The following is a 20,811-nucleotide window of genomic DNA, read 5'->3' on the forward strand; positions in this document are numbered from 1 at the left end:
CATGATAAATAGAGTAAGTCATCCATTAACATATGAAAATTTTAAAACCTCTACAGCAGAGCAAGAGTCTAAAATTACAAAACTTTTAGAAAACTTATACAAAGGTAAAAGGATTATAAAACTAAGAAACGATCCAACAGGTGTTAATCACGCAATAAGGCTAGATAACGACATATTTAAAATTAATGTATACATAAAAAATATTGGTATTTCTAAAGGCAACCTAAGGTATACGGAAGGATATTTACAATCTCTTACAAATATTTTAACACGAGCTAAAGAAATTGCCGTTCAGGGAGCAAGCGGAACTTATGAAGCAGATGATAAAAAAATGATATCAAAAGAAGTAAATGCTTTGCTTGAAGATGTTGTTGCAATAGCAAACGCCAAAGGACCTGATGGATACAGCATATTCTCAGGGACTAAAATTGATAGCGAGGCGTTTAAGGTGACTAGAGAGAATAAAATAAGCAAAACAAGCAAAGACGGTGCAGGCCCCCAAATAATCAAAGTAGAATACAATGGCAACCAAGCTGAAAAAAAAACAGAAGTATACAATGACGTGTATATGTCAAATAATTATCCTGGGAATACAATATTTTTCTTACAGAACCAAAATATTATCTCATCAATAAACACTAATGGATTTGCCGTAAAAGAAAATACAAAAATTTATATTGACAATATTGAGATAGGACTAACAAAAGGAGACACTGCTCTTGATATTGTTGCAAAAATCAATGAATCTTCAGCACCTGTTGAAGCAAGCATTGATCCGATTTTAAACTCATTGTCAATCAAAACTACAACTCCACACCAAATTTGGATAACAGAAGAAAAAGAATCAAATGTTTTACAAACACTTGGAATACTTACTAAAAACAATGACACCAAACTACCTCCTTACAACCTTTCTAGTAGTACAGAAGTTAGAAGCAGGTCTATTTTCGATGCGCTTATTGAGCTTAGAGACACACTTTACAATAACAAAGAAGAGCTTGTTGGAAGTAGAAGCCTGGCAGAAATTGACGAAAGCTTAAAAAGATTACTTACATCCGTTGCAGATCTTGGAGCAAAAGAAAATAGACTTGATAGAAGCTATGAAAGAATAAGCAAAGAGGCTGCAGACATGAAAGAAGATATGGTCCAATACACCGATCTTGACGTAACAAAAGCAATAACAAATTTAAATATGGCAAGCTTAGCTTATCAAGTATCTATAGGAATCTCTGCTAAAATAATGCAAACAACTTTATTGGATTTTATAAAATAGAATGATAAATGAAAAAAGCATAGAATTTGATTTTCCCGAAGGAATACTTGGATTTGAAAACATTAAAAAATTTATAATAAAAGACTCTAAATACAAGCCTTTTTCTATTATGCAATCCATCAATAAAGACGTAAGTTTTTTGGTGACATCTCCTTTAAACTTTTTAAGCGAATACTTGCCAAATATCCAGGAAAAGGATTGGTTGGACATTAAAGCAAAAGCAGAAGATGAAAAAGTTATACTATGCATAATTAATATGCATGTTAATGATTATAAAGACATTACAGCTAACCTAAAAGCACCAATCATAATAAACAAAAAAAAATTACTTGGAAAACAAGCTATATGCACAAATGAAAAATACTCACTACACCATAAAGTTTTCAAGGAATAAAGATGCTAGTATTGTCAAGAAAAGTAAATGAAAGTATTAAAATAAACTCTGATATTGAAGTTTTAATATTAGAGATAAAAAAGGATACTGTTAAAATAGCAATTAAGGCTCCTGAAAGCATTAAAATATTTAGATCTGAAATTTATGAATTTATTATAGAAGAAAATAAAAAATCACTACTAAAAGACAAACACAATATAAGCAAAATTAAAAGCCTATTCAATCATTATTTCAAGAATGAAAATTAACCTCTGCATCACTTTGTCTTATGTAAAGAGGTCCTGACAAAATATCATCACTTTTGCGATTTTTTAAATATTTAGCTATCCCAAGTTCTGTCAAAATTCTTCCAAACGAACCTAAATTTTCAATGATTTTAAATTTATAATTAAATTCTTTGAAAAGATCATCAAGATTGTTCCCAATAAGTACTGAATTTGGATTAATCTGATTTAGATATTCAAACAAATCTTCCTTAGAAAAACACAAAATCTTCCCTATCAATTCGCAATTTTTATAATACCCAAGAAAATATTTACCCGCAGTAAAAGTTAATACAATTACACTGGGGCTGTTTTTAACTAAATTTGCAAAAACATCTAATGTGGAAATATTGACAAAAGGAATAGAAAGACCTAAAGAAAGACCTTTGACAAAACTTAAACTAATTCTAAGGCCAGTAAAAGAACCAGGGCCACAAGAATTTATAATTAATTCAATTTGATTAAGATCAATATTATTTTTAATTACAAAATCATTGAAAATTTTTGGAATACTAAAATTAAAATTTGATTTAAGCTCAACCAATGAAAAATTTTTATCATTAATTTTACAATAAACTATTAATGCTTTATATGAATATTCAAATGCAAGTGTATTAATCATTAAATTCTACAGCCCTGCCTGAACCGACTATTTTGAAAGTTAAAGAAAATAATCTGTCTTTTGGAATAATACTTAAAACAATTTGTGGCCATTCAATAGCAATAATTGAATCAAGATCCATAAGTATTTCCAATCCCCCAATAAGCTCAAATTCTTCTAAAGAAAACACCCGATATAAATCAATATGATAAAATTTAAAATCTATAAAATCATAAACATTAACAATGTTGTAAGTTGGACTTGTAAAATAAGAAATTCCAAGATTAAGGGCAAGTCCTTTCAAAAAACTAGTCTTTCCAGATCCCATATCACCAGTTAAAACAAATATCTTACCAATTGGCAAAGGATAAAAAAAAGATTTGGAAAAATTTATCATTTTTTTTTCTGATTTAAATTCTAAAATCAAGGAAGCTTACCTTTAAACTCCAAATCAATTACACGTCTTTTAATTGCAACCATTAGCTTTAAAACAGGATAATTTAAAAGATCTATAAAATCAATGGTGACATGCTTTTCTCCTAAGGGTGTAGCCTCAATTATAAACTTTACTTTTTTACTTTCTAAGGTGTCATTATACTTATAAATAGCATCAGCAAAATATACATTTCTATAATAGATAAAACTCTCTTGCTTTTCAATATTATTAAGAGAAATAAGCTGCACAATAATAATCCTTAAAATAAATTAAACTCCCAAAAAGCCAACATAAGAACATTTTTATTTAGCGCTATTTTTCAAGGCGGAATTTTTATTCTCAACCTCTGAATTGCCTTTGGCTATCATTGACTAAAAATCTTCAAATTCCTAAATTTTATGAGATGTCGCAAAAAAATAACTCTAATTCTTAAAATTAAACCTCCCAGGAGTTTTGATTTTTCATTTTCTTATTTCTAAAACAATTTTTTTAAAAGCTTCAACATCTTCAATCGCCAAATTAGACAAAATTTTTCTATTAATTTTTATATTAGATTTCAATAAACCCTCAATAAATCTTGAATAACTAATCCCAGTATCACTTAAAGCAGCCGAAATTCTTGAAATCCACAAGCGTCTAAAATCTCTTTTTCTAGCCTTCCTATCTCTTGTAGCATACATCATACCCTTTCTCAAGGTATCCTTAGCTTTTTTGTAGTTACTCTTTTTTGTACCCCAAAACCCTTTTGTTTTCTTTAAAATTCGCTTACGCCTTGCAACGTGAACTGTGCCATTTTTAGCCCTAGCCATATCTATCTCCTAAAATTATTTTAACCATAAGGTAATAAAGTTTTAATTCTTTTAACTTCAAAACAAGAAAGATTGCCCGATTTCCTTAAATTTCTCTTACGCTTAGAAGATTTTTTTGTCAAAATATGCCTTAAATTTTGTTTTTTATACTTAACTTTACCATTTACAGTAACAGAATACCTTTTTTTTGCACTTTTGCGTGTTTTCATTTTATTTGCCATTTCATCCCCTTTAATTTAATATTTATTTTTTAAACTTAGGCGCTACAATCAAAAACATTGTTTTTCCTTCCATTTTAGCCGCAGATTCCAAAACATAATTCACATCCCCTACCTTTTCAAGAATGCTATTTAAGATACCATATCCTAAATATGTGTGGGCAAGTTCACGACCTCTAAATCTTATTGTAACCTTAACTTTATTACCATCTTTAAGAAAGCCTAAAATATTTTTTGATTTAAAATCAAGGTCATGAGCATCTATCTTTGGCTGCATTCTGACTTCCTTAAGTTTAATTACTTTTTGATTCTTTTTTTGCTCTTTTTGACGCTTTTCTTGATGGAATTTATATTTCCCATAATCAATAATCTTACAAACCGGAGGAGATACATTAGGAGAAACCTCAACCAAATCAAGCCCAGCTTCTTTTGCTTTTTTAATAGCATCTTCAATTGATAAAACCTCTTGTGTTCCATTTTCAAAAATAACTCTTACCTCACGAGCCTTAATTCTGTAATTAATTTTCAATTCCTTGTCATTTGATCTGGACCTATCCCTATCTCTATTGGCATTTCTATTTATCATCTAAAAAATATATACTCCTAAATCAATTAATAATTAATCTTAATACTTAATTTTAATATACATTCACTAAAAAGTAAATTCTAAGAATAATGTTTGCAAAAAGTAATAAAATTACTACCACTGATAAAATAAATATCCAAATCACACAAGTTTTTAGTCAATCAATTGATTTAAAAAACGTTTAAAAGTAAAATTATACTTACAATGAGTTTATTTTTATTAACAAGTCTACCACTAATATTAAAAATATATATGAATGTTCATTTAAAACAAAGCCAAGCAAAAAATATCCAAGCTCATGTTTTAGTAATATTTCTTGCAATAACAATGTTTTCTTTTCTTTATTTAACTCAGGAATTTATTCTATACAGATCATTTGAATTAGATTACACATCAAGAATAAGCCTGGGGATTTCAATATTCATCAAAGAACATTTATACTACTATATATTCCCATTATTGATATTTATATTTTTTTTTACTCTAAATGAGAATTCTTTATTTCAAAAAAATTTAACAATTCTTATATATTTCGCATTTGGACTAATATTTTCTAAAAACTTAGAAATAATAATTTTAAATAGCAAAATTTTTGGAATCTATGAATATATTGAATTACCAATACTTAATGCAATAGAGCTAATATTTTCAGCCAAAATCTTTGAAAAGAAAATTAAAAAATGCCAAAAATACTCCGCAAAAGAATACAAGATCATTCTTTCTCCTATTCTATTTTTAGGATTATTCATTGCAGCTTTAAAAACATTAATTCTAACTAACATGAGCATCTATGCACTAATAATACTTGGATTGGTTTTAATATTTATAGCCATCAATAATAAGCACACTAGGAAATAAAATGTCTGGCCAAAAAACACTTGCTATAATGGCGATCTTAGCAATTTTAATACAAGGCTGCAAAAAATCTTCCATTATTGAAAAACAATTTAATTATGCAATAATTTTCTCAGATGCAACTGAATATTTTTTTGAAATTCAAAAAACTCCATTCATAAAAAACGAAATACTATTTATAAATGACAAAAATTTAGAAATTATAAAAGACAAGCTTAAAACAACAAAAAAAATGCTTTTGACCCACAAATCAAATAATGAAATACTGAATAACGAAATCCTAAAAGAGAAAATTTTTTATCTATCAAAAATAAAATTTTCTCTAAAAAAATCTATTGATTTTCTGCTTAACGAAAAATCAATAAACTTCCAAAAGACATTACTATTTAGAGACAAATCTCTAAATAACGAAGACCTTGAATACTTGGAAAAAAAGGGCAAAGAAAAAAATGTTAATATTACCCTAATAAACGAAAAAAACATATCTTATATGCAAACATTCATTACTCCTCAAATAAAGACAATAATATTATTTTCTTTAAGGGATAACAATATTATTTTAAAAAAGATATCAAATTCGCCTTTTTTCAAAAATATAAAATTTATATTAATTGGCAATACAAGAAAAGACTTAAAAATTATTAATCTAAAATATCTAATCAGCCTTAAAGAACCTGATTTGATAAAAATAGTAAAAGAAGTTGAAAAAAATTTTCAATATGAATTTAACATATATAAACAATAAAAATAATTAAATTTGCAACTAATAATAAAACAAACAAATAATTATAAATAAAATTTAATGCAACAATAAAAGATCTTTAAAGCTATTGTATACAGCAATAGCAATATCATTAACAGAGCAATTTTTAATCCTTGCAATCTCAAGGCATACATATCCTAAAAACAAAGGTGAATTTATTTTACCTCTCAATGGCACTGGAGCTAAAAAAGGACTATCGGTTTCTATTAAAAGATCGTTGGTATTTAATTTGCCAACAAGAATCCTTAAGGGTTCTGCATTTTTAAAAGTTATATTACCTGAAAAAGAAACTTTAAATCCCAAATCAATAAATTTTTTAGCATACTCATAAGTTCCTGAATAACAATGTAATATGCCCCTATTTAAAAAATTTAAAGACCTTACAATATTATAGGCATCATCATACGCATCTCTTATATGTAAAATAACTGGCTTTTTATATTTACTAGCCAAATACAATTGCTCTTCAAAAACTTTAATTTGAAATCCCTTGTTATCTGCTTTAAAATAATCAAGACCTATCTCGCCAACAGCAACAACATTTTCACTAATCAAAATCTTTTCAAGCTGCTTAATATCATCTTTAAAATGATCACTTAAATTTAAAGGATGAATACCTGATGTTAAAAACACATTAGAATAAGGACTTAAAAGATCTTTTCTATCATTAAAATCACTAGGGTGCAAGCCAACATCAAGAAAATAAGAAAAGCCGTTTTTAAAACATTCATTAATAATGCAATTGACATCCAAAGATCTTTTCTTTAATTCATAAAAATGAACATGGGTATCTATTAATTTATCAAAAAAAATAGATTTTTCAGCTTCAAGCAAGCAGTCCGTCATTCCATTTTTTTCCTAAGAGCCGCAAGATAGTCAATAACAACAATATTTTTCATGCCAAGATGTAAAAAGCTTGACAAAATATCAACAGCATTTCCAATCTGACCTAATGCTTCATAGCATTCAGCAGCACTGACATATAATGCTGAATTTTTAGGATTGTTTTTAATTAAACTTTTAATAGCCATTAATGCTTCTTCATATTTACCCTGTTCCTTTTGAAGAAGAGCAAGTCCAAGTATGGCAAACATATCAAAATCAACATCAAGTGCCTTTTTATAATAAATTTGAGAATTTTCATAATCATTCAAATGGCGATAAGCATCTCCCACTCTTGTAAGAACCAAATTATTTTTTGGATCTTTTTCGATAATATCAAGCCAATATTTTAAAGCCTCTTTGTACTCCTTATTCCCCCTATAACAATCAGCAAGTCCAAAAACAGCATAAAAATTGCTAGGTGAAATTTCTAAAGCTTTTTTAAAAAAATAAATTCCTCTGGTAAATTCCCTAAGCTTACGATAACAATTGCCAATTGAAGTTAATACTCTAACATCAACCTTGGATTGATTTAATTCATACATTTTAAGCCAATACTTTAAAGCCTCTTTATATTCTTTAAAGTCATAATATAAATGGCCAATACCTACAAGCGCATAATCATTCTCAGGCATCAATTCCATTACCTTAAGATAAGTTTGCTTAGATTTTTGAAAATTTTTTAGCTTCCTGTAAGATGCCGCAACTCTTGTTAAAACTGTTATATTCTCAGAATCATATTTTAAATATTCTTCCCATATGTCTGTGGCTTTTTTATAATCATCTAAATTTTTGTAACAATCTCCAAGTCCAAAAAGAGCATAATTATTACTTGGATGCTTTACAAGACATTTTTGATAATAAACTATTGCTTTATCGTAATTATTCTTTTTCCTTTCAATGTCCCCAAGCCCAACAAGAGCATAATTATTCTCATTATCCTTTTCAAGAATATCGGAAAATAAACTTTCTGCTTCAGAAAGTCTTTCTTCTTTGATCAACTGATACCCTCTTTTTGATTTCTCAGTGACATCAAGAAGTTGATCATCAGAAATACTCGAGAGATCTTCTAAAACATCCAAAATTTTTTCATTTAACATAAATACCCCTTTTAAATCGGTTTACCAAAGATATAACTTTAACTACTCTTAAACACACCACAAATAATAATACGTAAAGCTCAATTTATATACAAATACAACAAAATTTAATCTAACTTTAATATCCAACTTAATAACATTCATTATATAAAAAAACATGAAAAAATATAATTGATTTTTTAATCAAGCTTATTATATTTATTTAATAAAGGCAGTTTTAAAAAATATTAAAATAAAACATAAACATGGTCATTCGCACAAAACTTATTAAAAAGTCTAACAAAAAAATCTAAAATTAATATAAACTATTACTATCTTTCAGGAGAAATCATAATGCTTTTAGAAAAATTAAATTCAGCAACAAGTAAGATTAAGTTGATAGAAGAGAAATTGCAAGATATAAATCTAATTAAAGATCAAAAAAAATATTCAAAAATAATAAAAGAATATACATATTTAGAAAAAATAAATAAAATAAAAATTGAATACGAAAAAATACTAAGTCAAATTAATGATAACAAAACCATCTTGGAAGAAGAAGAGCAACAAGAAATGAAAGAACTAATAAAACAAGAACTAATTGATCTGGACAAAAAAAAAGAAGATCTTGAACATCAAATAAAAATACTACTTTTGCCTCAAGATGAAAATGATAGCAAAAATATAATAATTGAAATTAGGGCTGGAACAGGTGGAGAAGAAGCTGCTATTTTTGCAAATAATCTTTATAGCATGTATATAAAATATTCAGAGAAAAAAAAATGGAAAACAGAAATCATAAACTTCAATGAAACAGAACTTGGGGGATTTAAAGAAATAATATTTGAAATTAAAGGAAAAGATGTATTTAAAAAACTAAAATACGAAAGTGGAGTTCACAGAGTACAAAGAATTCCTATAACAGAGTCTAACGGAAGACTTCAAACCTCGGCTGCTACTGTAGCAGTACTACCTAATATTGAAGAAACTGAAATTGATATCAATGAAAAAGATTTGAGAATTGATGTTTACAGATCATCTGGAGCTGGTGGGCAACACGTCAATACAACTGATTCTGCAGTCAGAATAACGCACCTGCCAACAGGAATTGTCGTGCAGTGTCAAAACGAAAGAAGCCAGCATAAAAACAAAGATCAAGCAATGAAAATATTAAGAGCAAGGCTTTATGAATTTGAAGATTCCAAAAAACAAAAGCAAAGATCAAGCAATAGAAAACAACAAGTCGGCTCAGGAGATAGATCTGAAAGAATTAGGACCTATAATTTTCCTCAAAATAGAATAACAGATCATAGAGCAAACATCACTCTTTATAAATTAGAAGAATTTATGCAAGGAGAACTTGATCCACTTCTTGATCCTTTGATGATAGAGCTTCAAGAACAAACATTAAAAAGCAACAACGTATAGCAATGAATGTAAACGAAGTTATAAATTATGCTAAAAGTAAAAATTTAGATACAATAGAAGCTCTACTAATACTTGAATTAATTTTAAAAACCAGAAAAGAATTAATAATTGCAAATATAAAAAAAAGCTTAACAAAAAAAGAAAAAAAACTTTTTTTTGATCAAATAGATAAAATAAAAAAAGGAACGCCTATTCACTACATACTTCAAAAAAAAGAATTCATGGGGATTGAATTCAACCTAAACAAGCATGTATTAATCCCAAGATTTGATACAGAATGTTTAGCTGAAGAAGCCTTAATTCAAATTCAACAAAATGGTTTTAAAAAAATATTAGACTTATGCTGCGGTAGTGGGTGCATAGGGCTTTCTATTGCCTATTACATGAAAAAAAAAGTAATACTCTCAGATATTTCAACAAAAGCTTTACAAATAGTCGCAAAAAATACAAATAAGCTCAAACTTGAAAAATTTGTAGAAATAATTCACTCTAATTTGCTAGAATGTATAAAGGGAAAGCTTGATATAATTATTACAAATCCTCCTTATTTAAATAAAGAAGAATTAGAAATAAAAAATAAAATAAAAAAAGAACCCACAAAAGCTCTTTTGGGATTTGGAAAAGATGGGCTTAATATTTCTAGAAAAATATTAAGCCAAGCAAAAGAAAAGCTTAACCCAAATGGACTAATAATAATAGAATCGGCTCCTTGGCAAATAGAAAGTTTGAAAGATTTTGCAATCAAAAAAGGATTTTCACATTTAAAAACTATTTACGATCTTGAAAAGAGAGCAAGGGCGCTGATATTGGGACAAAAAGATGATACAAGCATACGAGATTGCACATTTAATAAAAATAAATGATCTTGAAAAAGCTAGAAATATTTTTAAAAAAACTGTTGAGAATACTTACAAAGATGAATTTGAACGAAAAAACATATTCAAAGCTCTAGAAATAGCAGAACAGCTACACTATGGCCAATACAGAGAAAGTGGAGAGCCTTACATTATTCATCCAATAATGGTTTCATTATTTCTTGCCAAATTTCAACTAGACTTTAAAGCAACTATTGCTGGACTACTACATGACGTACTTGAAGATACAAATATTGAAAAAGAAGAAATAGTAAAAGAATTTGACGAGGAAATTTTAAGCCTAATCGACGGTGTAACTAAAATTCACGATTTACATAATAAAACAAGAAGCATAAAAGAAGCCAATACTATCTCAAAAATGTTTTTTGCAATGACACATGACATTAGAATAATAATAATAAAACTGGCAGATAAACTTCATAATATGACAACTCTCTCTTATTTACCCAAAAACAGACAAGACAGGATCGCAAAAGATTGCCTTTCAACTTATGTTCCAATAGCAGAACGCCTTGGAATCTCATCTCTTAAAACATATCTTGAGGATCTTTCATTCAAACATCTTTATCCTAAAGATTATAAAGAGATAAAAAATTTTTTATCTGAAACAAAAATAGAAAGAGAAAAAAAATTATACAAAGGTAAATTGTCAATAGAAAAAGAACTTCAAAAAAGCGGGATTGAAGCAGAAATTACAGTAAGATCAAAGCACTTCTATTCAATATTCAGAAAAATGCAAACAAGAACAAACAAGCTTACTCAAATTTTTGATACTCTAGGAATAAGAATAATTTGTAAAAAACAAAAAGAATGTTATGAAATACTAGAAATTGTTCACAGAGTGTGGAAACCAATCCCAGGAAGACTTAAAGACTACATTGCAAGCCCAAAAGAAAATAAATATCAATCACTACACACTACCGTAAGAATACCTGAGGATAACCAACTTATTGAAATACAAATTCGAACAGAAGAAATGGACAGAATTGCTAATTACGGAGTTGCAGCCCACTGGATATACAAAGAACAAATTGCGCTTAAAGCTGATGATCTTTCATTTATAAACCGAATAAAAAAATGGCAACAAGAATCTGCCAACAAAAATCAATATTCAATGAATGATATACACAAAGAGCTGTTAAATACATTCATATATGTTTACACCCCAGAAGGAGAAGTAGTAGAACTTCCTTTTGGATCAAATTCAATTGATTTTGCATACATAATCCACACAGATATTGGAGACCAAGCTCTTTATGCAAAAATAAATGGAAAAATAAGTTCAATCACAAAACCACTTAAAAACGAACAAATTGTTGAAATATTCACATCAAAAGACTCAAAACCAGATGTAATATGGCTAAACAGCGTAAGAACAAAAAAAGCCCGATCAAAAATTAGATCGTGGCTTAACAAAAATGACAACACAATTTTTGTAGACAACAATATTATTGCGTATCTTGTTGGAGCAAACAAAGAACAAAGAAAGCTTTTTAGCTTATTTAAAGCTTATACCAAAACCAAAATAAAAAGAATCGCAATAGACCCTGAATGTAGTCCAACAACAGGCGAAGATATTATTGGAATAATACATAAAGATGAGATAATAGTGCACAATGAAAATTGTCAAAAGATCAAATCTTATAAAAAAAATCAATTAATTGAAGTTGAGTGGGAAGCAACGCCAACTAGAAAAGTGCATCACATTATTTTGCTTTTAAAAGAATTGAAAGGAATATTTAGTTATCTTGAAAACATTTTCACAATCAATGACGTAAGACTTATTAGCGAAAAAATAGAAGACTGTGGAAATGGGCATGGAATAACAAACATAATAGTCTCATCAAATACTAAAAATATAACAAAAATTATTTCTGCTTTAAAAGAAAACCCAAATATTTTACAAATAATGCAAATAGAAGAAGACATTAAAAATTATGACAATTAAGATATTGTTATCATTTTTATTAATTAACTCAACAAGCTCAACCATTGTGCCACAAAATAAAATGGAAAAAAATGTATCCAATTCAAGCAATAATATTGCAAAAATAGAAACTGAAAAGAGTATAAAAACTCATATTAGAAAAATTAATCAACTAAATGAAAGACAAGAAAAAATAATAAACACTTTTAATTATATAAAAAAATATTTTAATACAAATGAAATTAAATATGTGGAATATTCTTTACAAGAAATTGGATTTATTGGATATTCACAAAAAATAATACATTCTAAAATCAAAGGGAAAAACGCAGATATTTATAATATAATCGTCCCAATTAAAATACTAAATAATTTAAAAAATAATTTAGCAATTGGAATTGCAATTGAGCTTTTAAATAAACTTAAAAATACTAACCCTAAAAACAACATAAATTTTTTTTTTGTTGAGGACGACTCTTTAGAGCAAAATACAATAATTAGTAGCAGAATTTTACTTAGCAATAAGTATTTAGGTAAAAATACAAATACAATATACTTATTGCTAAACGAAAACAAAATAAAAAATAAAATTTACTTAGAAAATGAATCTTTCATAATAAATTCAAAAACAAATTTGGGATTTTTAAAAACTATCATAAAAACCTTTGAAAAAAATAAACTTGATTTTAATACATCAAAAATAACTGAAAAAAAACTAAACAACTTATACAATCTATATCGGGATGAATCTATACCCTTTTTAATAATAAATAATAATTTAAATACCAAATTAACTCAAAATAAAAATACTATTTTTGAAATTTACAAATCAATCGAAGAAGCATTAACTAATCAAAATAAAAATACCGATGAAATACACTATATTATCATTGATGCGCCTTTTAAAAAAATAATAATCAATGAAATTGCTTTAATAGCATTAATCTACGTTTGTTATAACTTAATTATAATTGTATTTATTAGAAAATTTAAAGAAGCTGGACTAGTCATGAAAAAAGTAAAAAATAACTACTATAAATTAGTAAGATTATTTTTTACTTTATTTTTAAGTACGTATTTATCCTTATTGCTTACAAGTAAAATATTTGCAGACTATGAAAACACAGTAGTTTACAGCATAGCAAATCCCAAATATCTAATAACTTTTTTTGCAACTTTACTCATACATAATCTTTTATCTCTTTTTACATATAATTTCACAATATATTTAAATTACAGGCAACTTAAATACCTAGCAATATCAACCTCTATTATTGAGCTAATAATATTAATGTTTATTAAAATAGAATTTATCTTAATAATTATCATAAAAAGCATTCTGTTATTAATAAAGCCAAATAAAAATACTATTATTCGAAAAATAATAGTATTAATCATTTGGATAATCAATTTTATATTAATAACATTAATACAAAATACTACATCAATCACAAATACACTCACACTAAGCTATCTAACATCAATTTGTCTTTTCTCTACCATATTTATTAATATCTCAGAACATTTAAAATCTAAACTCTCAAAAATTAAACAAAATTTAAAAAAAGCTGAAAAACTGAGTCTTGTAACTTTTTTTTTAATAACCGCAATCATAATATCTAGCAATATTGATAAAGAAGGACATACAATACAAATAGAACAAACAGTTAGCTTTCCAGAAAAAATAAATAAAATAAAAATTGAATACCCAAAAGGCAATAAAAATCCTATTCAAATAATTTCAAATGATTTTAACCTAACTTTAAAAGCAAATGAAAAAACATTAAAAACTAACATTAAAGCCAATGATGAACTAATGAATATTGATTTTAAAAAAATAGATATAGCAGAAAGAGCTGTTTATAGAATCGATTTGGTTACTCAAAAAATTGCAAATCAAATCGAGCTTCACTTTAAAAACGCATCTAAACTAATAATTTATCAAAGCAATACCCCTTATAAAATATTAGCCAATAAAATTATCTTTTCGCTTAAAAACATTAACTCTAAAAAAACAACAATTGCATTTACTCTTAAATCTCAAGAAGACATAGCATATGAAGCATTTGCAAATCTTCATATTAAAAAAAATCAAGTTAAAATTTACAATAAAACTAATAATACAGAAGAAAAAAAAATAAAAATAAATTACTCTTACAAAATAAAATATTCAGGAATATTGCCTAAATCAGAAAAATATAAAAATCTTGAATACTTTAAACTAAAAAATGATAAAGAGATTGAAAATCTAAAAACTTTAAAATTAAATTAATCTAAATTACTCATCAAAATTAATCCTTTTTTTTCTATTAATGTAACTTTGAAAAGCATAATCGATTAAATTATCTACCAAGTCTTTAAACTTAAGGCCATCATTGCTGCACATTTTAGCAAACATAGATATATCAGTAAATCCCGGAATAGTATTTATCTCATTAAGATAAATTGTTCCTGATTTTTTTTCAACAAAAAAATCAACTCTTGCCATACCTCTGAGTTCTAAATTCTTATAAGCAAGAAAGGCATATTCTTTAATACTTAACAGCTGATTTGTCTCAAGATGTGCAGGAATATTAAAAATAATAGAATTTCCAGGAATAACAGAATATTTAGCATCATAATCATAAAATATAAAATCTTGCACAACAACTTCCCCAGGAGAAAATATTTTCATCTTTTCATTCCCAATAATAGAACATTCGATCTCTCTAGCCTCAATAAACTTCTCTATTACAATGGTAAGGTCATACTTTAAAGCTTCCTTAATAAAAGATTCAATCTGATTTTCACTGTAAGCCACATTTATTCCAATTGAAGAACCTAATACTGCAGGCTTAACAATAACAGGATAGCCCAAAATCTCCTTTACATTTCTTTTTACTTCCTCTTTATCTAAAAAATAATCATGTTGTCTAAATCCAATAAAAGGCACTAAGGGGATATCAAAACTTTTAAGCAAAAGTTTGCAAAAATACTTATTACTAGAAATAGCGCTCCCTATAATACCAGCACCAACACAAGGAATGTCCATAACTTTTAAAACACCCTGAATAGCACCATCCTCACCAGTTCTTCCATGAACAACGGGGAAAACAACATCAATCTCAAGATTTTTGTTATTTGAAAAAATTCCAAGACCTGGCAACAAACTAACAATAGGCAAAGCATCTATATTAATGGGTTTTGGAGGATTAGAAACAGAATCTAATAAATACCAAACACCTGTGCACCTATCAATATAAACAGGATAAATATTGTATTTATTTAGATTTAAAAGGGCTAAATAAATACAATAAGCAGATTTGCAAGAAATTTCATGCTCAAAAGAAACGCCACCAAATATTAACATAAGATTTTTTTTCACATCACTTCTCCTTTTCTAATTTTTTTAAACTTAAAATAGCATTTTTAACTACCTCTTGCTCATTCCAAAAAACTTCTCTATTTTTATAAATTATTGAACTTTCATGTCCTTTACCCAAAGCCACAACCAAATCTCCTGCCTTTGCAAGACTTATTGCTTTTTCAATAGCCTGTCTTCTATCAGGAATAAAAAATAAATCTTGATTTACAACTTTATTCACAATTCCTTTTGCAATGTCTTTAATTATACACATGCTATTCTCGCCTCTTGGATCTTCATCGCAAAGTACTATTAAATCAGAATAAATATCTGAAATTTGCCCTTGCAAAAATCTTTTTTCAATATCTCTTTCTCCCGCAGAACCAAAAACAGAAATCAATCTATTGGTAGTAAATCTTTTAAAAATAGGAAAAAGCTTAGAAAAAGCACCGGGAGTATGGGCATAATCAATTATTACAGAAAAATTTTGTCCTAAATTAATACTATCCATACGCCCATCAAGACTTTTAATGCAAATAAGCTTGTCAACAATGCCTTGAATATCGCTATTTAAAATTTGAGAAACTAAAATAAGAGCAGCCATTACATTCTCAACATTAAAACTCCCTAGCAGGTTAACATTAGCAAAATATTTAACCCCCTTATGATAAAATTCAAACCTGGTAGAATCGGTTTTCTCATCAATAAAACTGACAAAAAAATCTGCTTTACTGCTTTTTAAGCTATAAGTAAAAGATTTTTTAACAGCATTCTTAAAATCAGAAGAATAAAGATCATCAAGATTAATAACGCCAAAACCAGCATCATCACTAACAGCCCGGAAAAGACCTAGCTTAACATTTAAATAATTTTGAATTGTACCATGAAATTCAAGATGCTCATGTCCAATATTGGTAAAAACAGCTGCAAAATAATTAACATCAATAAGCCTTGCTGTTTCAGGGTCAAGTCCATGGGAAGTAGATTCAAGAATTGCATATTGAGCTTTATTTTTAACCATGTTGCTTAAAAATAAATGTATTTCTGTAGACTCAGGAGTTGATTGTCTGTAAGGATTTTTAATTAAGCTCCCGCTCCCATCATCAAAAAATACCGTCGATATAAAACCTACTTTAATGCCTTTTTTTTTTAAAAGCAAATATATATAATAACAAACAGAACTTTTACCGTCAGTACCAGTGACTCCAATAACTTTTAATTTTTTTGAAGGCTCATCATAAAAAATATTTGAAAAATTAGACATAAATTTTCTTATGTTAAAGTTATCTACCTTAATATAAGTAACATTAGGACTGTAAAAATCCACATCTTGTGAACACACAATAACATTACTGCCCTTTTGAATTGCGATTTCAATAAAATCATGCCCATCAAAATGAATTCCTGGAAGAGCGAAAAACACAAACCCGGGCAAAACTAACTTAGAACTATAAGTAACTCCCGATATTTCTAAATCAAGAGAACCTTTTACGCATTTTATTAAATCTTGATCTAATTTTAATAAAACGTCATTAAGTTTTTTATTCATACATTAAAATTTTACATAAAACTAATAAAAATATCTAAGAAATTCAAAATTATGCTTCAATAGAAAATATATTTACAATTTTCTATTTTTTTAATAAACTAAGCAATGTTAAAAGGCGCTGTACCCAAGTGGCTAAGGGAGAAGTCTGCAAAACTTTGATTCGCCGGTTCGATTCCGGTCAGCGCCTTCTAAGGTCAAGTCAAAAATATTTTTATACTTAAAGGCATAATTTAAAGCATTTTTATTAAAGATAAATTAAAATAATACATATATGTTAGAATTAATCACAATACTACTATTTATAATATTATCTGCTATTTTCTCAGCATCTGAAACAGCTTACACTTCATTAAGCATAATTCAGATACAAGACATAAGAAAAAAAGGAAAATCGGGGATATCGGTGTACAATTTAGTTCAATCTCCTTCAAAATTAATTACTACCATTCTTATCGGCAACAATATATCAAATATTGCAGCAAGTACACTTACAGCAAAATTTGTACTTGAAAAGTATGGAAACAACTCACTTGCAATATCAACAGGCCTAATAACAATAATCGTTCTAATTTTTGCAGAAATACTTCCAAAACAAATTGCAATCCTAAATAATGAAATCATTGCTCTATCTACTTCATTTTTTCTAACACCATTAATTTTTATATTAACTCCACTAATATATATAATAAACAAAATAATAAAAAAAATATTAAATCTCTTTAAAGTTAAGACTAGTTACCAAATGACTAAAGAGAGCATAAAAAATATGCTCTCTTTAGCAGGAAGTTTAGGAATTTTAAAAAACGACTCTAGAATATTTATGCAAAAAATGTTAGACATAGATCAAGTAAGAGCTTCTGAGATCATGACTCATAGAACAGAAGTTTTTTCACTCTCAAGTTCATCAAAGCTAAAAGATGTAATCAAATTGATCAAAGAAGAAGGATACTCTAGAATTCCTATATATAAAAGACAAAGCAGAGAACAGATAATTGGAATTTTAATAGCTAAAGATCTCATAGAAGTCAATAAAAAAGATATGAATAAAAATGTTTCTCAATTTATTAAACCAGCTGTATTTGTACAACAAAACAAAAGAATAAAAGACATACTAGATATTATGAGAAAAAAACAAAAAATAATGGCAATCGTAATTGACGAGTACGGTGGTTTTTCAGGAATACTTACAATAGAAGACATAGTAGAAAAAATTTTAGGAGCAATATCTGACGAATACGACATTAAAGAGGAAAAGCCTCTGATTACCCAAATCAACGAAAATACTTACTCAATACTTGGAGAAACTACCTTTGACGAAATTGAAGAGACAATTGGGATATCTATTAAACACAAAGAATATACAAATACAATTGGGGGATACTTAATAGATCTACTTGACAAAATACCAACAAAAAACGAAACCGTAAAAACAAATGATGGAGAATATTTTATTAAGGAAATTCAGAATAATAAAATCGAAACAATAACTTTTATCAAATCCAAAAAGTAGTGATAAAATTCGCTTACTAAAAATAATTTAAAACATTAGGAGAAGCAAATGTTTGACATAAAAAAATTTTTTAATAAAACTTACGAATATTTAATAATTATTATTACCTTAATACTAATATCAATAATAGTTATTGCAAACATATTCATAGTAGGGCCATCAGAAGAAGCAATTGTGCTTCGTCTTGGCAAGCTTAACAGAACTCTTGATTCAGGAATACATGTGAAGATTCCATTAATTGAAGAAAAATTTATTGTACCCGTAAAAATAGTCCAAGAAATTAAATTTGGATTTATAATATCTCCAAACGATATTAGAGAAAATAATAATGCAAGCGACGAAAGCATGATTATTACTGGAGATTTAAATATAATAAACATTGAATGGTTAGTGCAATACAAAATAAGAGATCCTTACTCATTCAAATTTAAAGTAGAAGATCCTGAGACAACAATTAAAGATATTGCAAAGTCATCAATGAATAGATTGATTGGGGATAATACTATTTTTGAAATAATAAATGACAACAGAGTGGGAGTAACAGAAGGGGTAAAATCTTCTATGAATGAAATAATAGATAATTATAATTTGGGCATTGATGTAGTACAAGTGCAAATTAGAAATGCCCTACCCCCAAAAGGAAAAGTTTACGAGGCTTTTGAAGATGTAAACATTGCCATTCAAGACAAAAATAAATACATAAACGAAGGGAAAAAAGAATTTAATCAAATAGTTCCCAAAATTAAAGGTGAAGCATTAAAGGTTATTGAAGAAGCCAGAGGATACAAAGAAAGCAGAATAAACAATGCATTAGCAGACACAGAAATTTTTAATGCCATACTAGACGCTTACCTGAAAAATCCCGATATTACAAAAGAAAGGCTTTACAATGAAACCATGAAAGAAATACTTGAAAACAAAGATAACATTGAGCTAATTGACAAAAACTTCAAAAATTTTCTACCATTTAAAGAGGTAAAATAAATGAAATTTATAATAAATCTTTTATTATCTGCTGCAAAAATTATAACCTTTACAGTAATAGTTTGCTTGACTATTTTGTCTATTTTTCAGCCAATTTATATTTTGAAAGAAAATGAAATTTCAATAACCACTCGACTTGGAAAAATTCAAAGAACTGAAAGTTTAGCTGGACTTAAATACAAAATCCCATTAATTGAAAATGTGCAAATATTTCCCAAAATCATTCTTAGATGGGATGGAGAACCTCAAAGAATCCCAACAGGGGGTGAAGAAAAGCAATTAATATGGATTGATACAACGGCTAGATGGAAAATTGCAGACATAAATAAATTTTATACAACAATAAAAACAATGAGCAGAGCTTACGTTAGAATTGACGCAGCAATTGAACCCGCTGTTAGAGGAGTTATTGCAAAATATCCTTTGCTTGAAATTATAAGAAGCTCAAACGATCCAATTCAACGTTTGTCTAATGGAGTGCTAACGCCACAAGAAACAAAAATTAATGGTATTTATAAAATAACAAAAGGAAGAAAAATAATCGAAAAAGAAATAATTCGTATAGCAAACAATAATACTAAAGATATCGGAATTGAAATTGTAGACGTACTAATAAGAAAAGTTACTTATGATCCAAGCCTTATTGAATCTGTAAACAACAGAATGATTTCAGAAAGACAACAAATCGCAGAAGAACAAAGAAGTATGGGATTAGCTGAAAAAACAGAAATTCTTGGAAGCATAGAAAAAGAAAAACTAAGAATATTAAGCGAAGCAAAAGCCACTGCTGCAAAAATAAAAGCTGAAGGAGATCGAGAAGCCGCAAAAATTTATTCAAATACATATGGCAAAAATATTGAATTTTACAAATTCTGGCAAGCATTAGAAAGCTACAAAACAGTATTAAAAGATAAAAGAAAAATTTTCTCAACAGATATGGATTTCTTTCAATACCTTCATAAAAGAAATTGAAAGTTTATTAGTATAAATTTTTCTTTAAATACTTTTAAAACATAAATTATAAAGTTCTGTTATT

22 protein-coding genes and 1 tRNA gene are annotated in these 20,811 nt (G+C 27.5%); 13 read left to right on the top strand and 10 right to left on the bottom strand.

Annotated elements, in window-relative coordinates:
* Position 1 precedes the first annotated feature (1 nt).
* From Bmayo_RS00890 to csrA, 3 genes are read left to right on the top strand one after another with little or no spacing between them, the layout of a single operon-like run.
* Entirely contained in the window at positions 2-1,273 is a 1,272-nt protein-coding gene (locus tag Bmayo_RS00890) for a flagellar hook-associated protein 3 (RefSeq protein ID WP_075551896.1), read from the top strand.
* A 1-nt stretch (position 1,274) separates the two neighbouring features.
* The gene (gene fliW / locus Bmayo_RS00895) at positions 1,275-1,667 is read left to right on the top strand and encodes a flagellar assembly protein FliW (RefSeq protein WP_075551897.1); all 393 of its coding nucleotides are present in this window, start codon (positions 1,275-1,277) and stop codon (positions 1,665-1,667) included.
* 2 nt (positions 1,668-1,669) lie between these two features.
* Complete coding sequence (gene csrA / locus Bmayo_RS00900; RefSeq protein ID WP_075551898.1) at positions 1,670-1,915, top strand: carbon storage regulator CsrA; 246 nt, start codon at positions 1,670-1,672, stop codon at positions 1,913-1,915.
* Here the strand turns inward: csrA and tsaB are convergent.
* The 6 genes from tsaB to infC form a co-directional block, all read right to left on the bottom strand.
* Positions 1,899-2,552: a tRNA (adenosine(37)-N6)-threonylcarbamoyltransferase complex dimerization subunit type 1 TsaB gene (tsaB, locus tag Bmayo_RS00905; protein ID WP_075551899.1), complete on the bottom strand. Its 654-nt coding sequence runs from the start codon at positions 2,550-2,552 to the stop codon at positions 1,899-1,901. The genes csrA and tsaB overlap by 17 nt on opposite strands.
* Complete coding sequence (gene tsaE / locus Bmayo_RS00910; protein ID WP_075551900.1) at positions 2,545-2,958, bottom strand: tRNA (adenosine(37)-N6)-threonylcarbamoyltransferase complex ATPase subunit type 1 TsaE; 414 nt, start codon at positions 2,956-2,958, stop codon at positions 2,545-2,547. The genes tsaB and tsaE overlap by 8 nt, the downstream gene beginning before the upstream one ends.
* Entirely contained in the window at positions 2,955-3,215 is a 261-nt protein-coding gene (locus tag Bmayo_RS00915; protein WP_075551901.1) for a hypothetical protein, read from the bottom strand. The genes tsaE and Bmayo_RS00915 overlap by 4 nt, the downstream gene beginning before the upstream one ends.
* Before the next feature lie 213 nt (positions 3,216-3,428).
* The gene (rplT, locus tag Bmayo_RS00920; RefSeq protein ID WP_075551902.1) at positions 3,429-3,776 is read right to left on the bottom strand and encodes a 50S ribosomal protein L20; all 348 of its coding nucleotides are present in this window, start codon (positions 3,774-3,776) and stop codon (positions 3,429-3,431) included.
* Positions 3,777-3,796: 20 nt separating this feature from the next.
* Positions 3,797-3,997 carry a 50S ribosomal protein L35 gene (gene rpmI / locus Bmayo_RS00925; protein ID WP_075551903.1) on the bottom strand — a complete coding sequence of 67 codons (201 nt, stop codon included), beginning with the start codon at positions 3,995-3,997 and terminating at the stop codon, positions 3,797-3,799.
* A gap of 22 nt (positions 3,998-4,019) precedes the next feature.
* Entirely contained in the window at positions 4,020-4,580 is a 561-nt protein-coding gene (gene infC, locus Bmayo_RS00930; protein WP_002556788.1) for a translation initiation factor IF-3, read from the bottom strand.
* Between the two features lie 204 nt (positions 4,581-4,784).
* On the opposite strand from infC, the gene Bmayo_RS00935 reads away from it, so the two are divergent.
* A complete protein-coding gene (locus Bmayo_RS00935; RefSeq protein ID WP_075551904.1) occupies positions 4,785-5,438 on the top strand; it encodes a hypothetical protein in 654 nt (217 codons plus the stop codon).
* A 1-nt stretch (position 5,439) separates the two neighbouring features.
* On the top strand, positions 5,440-6,180 hold the full coding sequence (locus tag Bmayo_RS00940; RefSeq protein ID WP_075551905.1) for a hypothetical protein: 741 nt from the start codon (positions 5,440-5,442) through the stop codon (positions 6,178-6,180).
* Between the two features lie 54 nt (positions 6,181-6,234).
* Here Bmayo_RS00940 and Bmayo_RS00945 read toward each other — a convergent pair whose 3' ends face one another.
* Together Bmayo_RS00945 and Bmayo_RS00950 are read right to left on the bottom strand one after the other, a co-directional pair.
* On the bottom strand, positions 6,235-7,044 hold the full coding sequence (locus tag Bmayo_RS00945) for a TatD family hydrolase (RefSeq protein ID WP_075551906.1): 810 nt from the start codon (positions 7,042-7,044) through the stop codon (positions 6,235-6,237).
* Positions 7,041-8,180: a tetratricopeptide repeat protein gene (locus Bmayo_RS00950; RefSeq protein ID WP_075551907.1), complete on the bottom strand. Its 1,140-nt coding sequence runs from the start codon at positions 8,178-8,180 to the stop codon at positions 7,041-7,043. Before Bmayo_RS00950 ends, Bmayo_RS00945 begins: the two co-directional genes overlap by 4 nt.
* A gap of 333 nt (positions 8,181-8,513) precedes the next feature.
* On the opposite strand from Bmayo_RS00950, the gene prfA reads away from it, so the two are divergent.
* Genes prfA through Bmayo_RS00970 form a run of 4 tightly spaced genes read left to right on the top strand, consistent with a single transcriptional unit; the run spans position 8,514 to position 14,661 of the window.
* Entirely contained in the window at positions 8,514-9,587 is a 1,074-nt protein-coding gene (prfA, locus tag Bmayo_RS00955; protein ID WP_075551908.1) for a peptide chain release factor 1, read from the top strand.
* Positions 9,588-9,589: 2 nt separating this feature from the next.
* Positions 9,590-10,450: a peptide chain release factor N(5)-glutamine methyltransferase gene (prmC, locus tag Bmayo_RS00960; protein ID WP_075551909.1), complete on the top strand. Its 861-nt coding sequence runs from the start codon at positions 9,590-9,592 to the stop codon at positions 10,448-10,450.
* The gene (gene spoT / locus Bmayo_RS00965) at positions 10,407-12,410 is read left to right on the top strand and encodes a guanosine-3',5'-bis(diphosphate) 3'-pyrophosphohydrolase (RefSeq protein ID WP_075551910.1); all 2,004 of its coding nucleotides are present in this window, start codon (positions 10,407-10,409) and stop codon (positions 12,408-12,410) included. Before prmC ends, spoT begins: the two co-directional genes overlap by 44 nt.
* Positions 12,400-14,661 carry an RNA polymerase beta'' subunit family protein gene (locus tag Bmayo_RS00970; RefSeq protein ID WP_075551911.1) on the top strand — a complete coding sequence of 754 codons (2,262 nt, stop codon included), beginning with the start codon at positions 12,400-12,402 and terminating at the stop codon, positions 14,659-14,661. The genes spoT and Bmayo_RS00970 overlap by 11 nt, the downstream gene beginning before the upstream one ends.
* Positions 14,662-14,667: 6 nt before the next feature.
* Here Bmayo_RS00970 and Bmayo_RS00975 read toward each other — a convergent pair whose 3' ends face one another.
* Together Bmayo_RS00975 and Bmayo_RS00980 are read right to left on the bottom strand one after the other, a co-directional pair.
* Positions 14,668-15,753 (bottom strand): D-alanine--D-alanine ligase, encoded by a 1,086-nt coding sequence (locus tag Bmayo_RS00975; protein ID WP_075551912.1) that lies wholly within the window; start codon positions 15,751-15,753, stop codon positions 14,668-14,670.
* A gap of 1 nt (position 15,754) precedes the next feature.
* A complete protein-coding gene (locus Bmayo_RS00980) occupies positions 15,755-17,281 on the bottom strand; it encodes a UDP-N-acetylmuramoyl-L-alanyl-D-glutamate--2,6-diaminopimelate ligase (RefSeq protein ID WP_075551913.1) in 1,527 nt (508 codons plus the stop codon).
* A gap of 114 nt (positions 17,282-17,395) precedes the next feature.
* Here Bmayo_RS00980 and Bmayo_RS00985 point away from each other — a divergent pair.
* The 4 genes from Bmayo_RS00985 (at position 17,396) to hflC (ending at position 20,747) form a co-directional block, all read left to right on the top strand.
* Positions 17,396-17,468, top strand: a tRNA-Cys gene (locus Bmayo_RS00985).
* 84 nt (positions 17,469-17,552) lie between these two features.
* Positions 17,553-18,791 (top strand): hemolysin family protein, encoded by a 1,239-nt coding sequence (locus Bmayo_RS00990; protein ID WP_075551914.1) that lies wholly within the window; start codon positions 17,553-17,555, stop codon positions 18,789-18,791.
* Between the two features lie 48 nt (positions 18,792-18,839).
* On the top strand, positions 18,840-19,775 hold the full coding sequence (gene hflK, locus Bmayo_RS00995) for an FtsH protease activity modulator HflK (protein ID WP_075551915.1): 936 nt from the start codon (positions 18,840-18,842) through the stop codon (positions 19,773-19,775).
* On the top strand, positions 19,776-20,747 hold the full coding sequence (gene hflC, locus Bmayo_RS01000) for a protease modulator HflC (protein WP_075551916.1): 972 nt from the start codon (positions 19,776-19,778) through the stop codon (positions 20,745-20,747). It begins immediately after the preceding gene.
* The last annotated feature ends 64 nt before the right edge of the window (positions 20,748-20,811 follow it).

The sequence above is a fragment of the Borreliella mayonii genome, assembly GCF_001945665.1.
GTDB classification, from domain to species: domain Bacteria; phylum Spirochaetota; class Spirochaetia; order Borreliales; family Borreliaceae; genus Borreliella; species Borreliella mayonii.

Coding starts and splice junctions, on each gene's coding strand:
- Bmayo_RS00890 (WP_075551896.1), top strand. CDS start 2: ATGATAAATAGAGTAAGTCATCCATTAACATATGAAAATTTTAAAACC.
- fliW (WP_075551897.1), top strand. CDS start 1,275: ATGATAAATGAAAAAAGCATAGAATTTGATTTTCCCGAAGGAATACTT.
- csrA (WP_075551898.1), top strand. CDS start 1,670: ATGCTAGTATTGTCAAGAAAAGTAAATGAAAGTATTAAAATAAACTCT.
- tsaB (WP_075551899.1), bottom strand. CDS start 2,552: ATGATTAATACACTTGCATTTGAATATTCATATAAAGCATTAATAGTT.
- rplT (WP_075551902.1), bottom strand. CDS start 3,776: ATGGCTAGGGCTAAAAATGGCACAGTTCACGTTGCAAGGCGTAAGCGA.
- rpmI (WP_075551903.1), bottom strand. CDS start 3,997: ATGGCAAATAAAATGAAAACACGCAAAAGTGCAAAAAAAAGGTATTCT.
- infC (WP_002556788.1), bottom strand. CDS start 4,580: ATGATAAATAGAAATGCCAATAGAGATAGGGATAGGTCCAGATCAAAT.
- Bmayo_RS00935 (WP_075551904.1), top strand. CDS start 4,785: ATGAGTTTATTTTTATTAACAAGTCTACCACTAATATTAAAAATATAT.
- Bmayo_RS00940 (WP_075551905.1), top strand. CDS start 5,440: ATGTCTGGCCAAAAAACACTTGCTATAATGGCGATCTTAGCAATTTTA.
- Bmayo_RS00945 (WP_075551906.1), bottom strand. CDS start 7,044: ATGACGGACTGCTTGCTTGAAGCTGAAAAATCTATTTTTTTTGATAAA.
- Bmayo_RS00950 (WP_075551907.1), bottom strand. CDS start 8,180: ATGTTAAATGAAAAAATTTTGGATGTTTTAGAAGATCTCTCGAGTATT.
- prfA (WP_075551908.1), top strand. CDS start 8,514: ATGCTTTTAGAAAAATTAAATTCAGCAACAAGTAAGATTAAGTTGATA.
- prmC (WP_075551909.1), top strand. CDS start 9,590: ATGAATGTAAACGAAGTTATAAATTATGCTAAAAGTAAAAATTTAGAT.
- spoT (WP_075551910.1), top strand. CDS start 10,407: ATGATACAAGCATACGAGATTGCACATTTAATAAAAATAAATGATCTT.
- Bmayo_RS00970 (WP_075551911.1), top strand. CDS start 12,400: ATGACAATTAAGATATTGTTATCATTTTTATTAATTAACTCAACAAGC.
- Bmayo_RS00980 (WP_075551913.1), bottom strand. CDS start 17,281: ATGAATAAAAAACTTAATGACGTTTTATTAAAATTAGATCAAGATTTA.
- Bmayo_RS00990 (WP_075551914.1), top strand. CDS start 17,553: ATGTTAGAATTAATCACAATACTACTATTTATAATATTATCTGCTATT.
- hflK (WP_075551915.1), top strand. CDS start 18,840: ATGTTTGACATAAAAAAATTTTTTAATAAAACTTACGAATATTTAATA.
- hflC (WP_075551916.1), top strand. CDS start 19,776: ATGAAATTTATAATAAATCTTTTATTATCTGCTGCAAAAATTATAACC.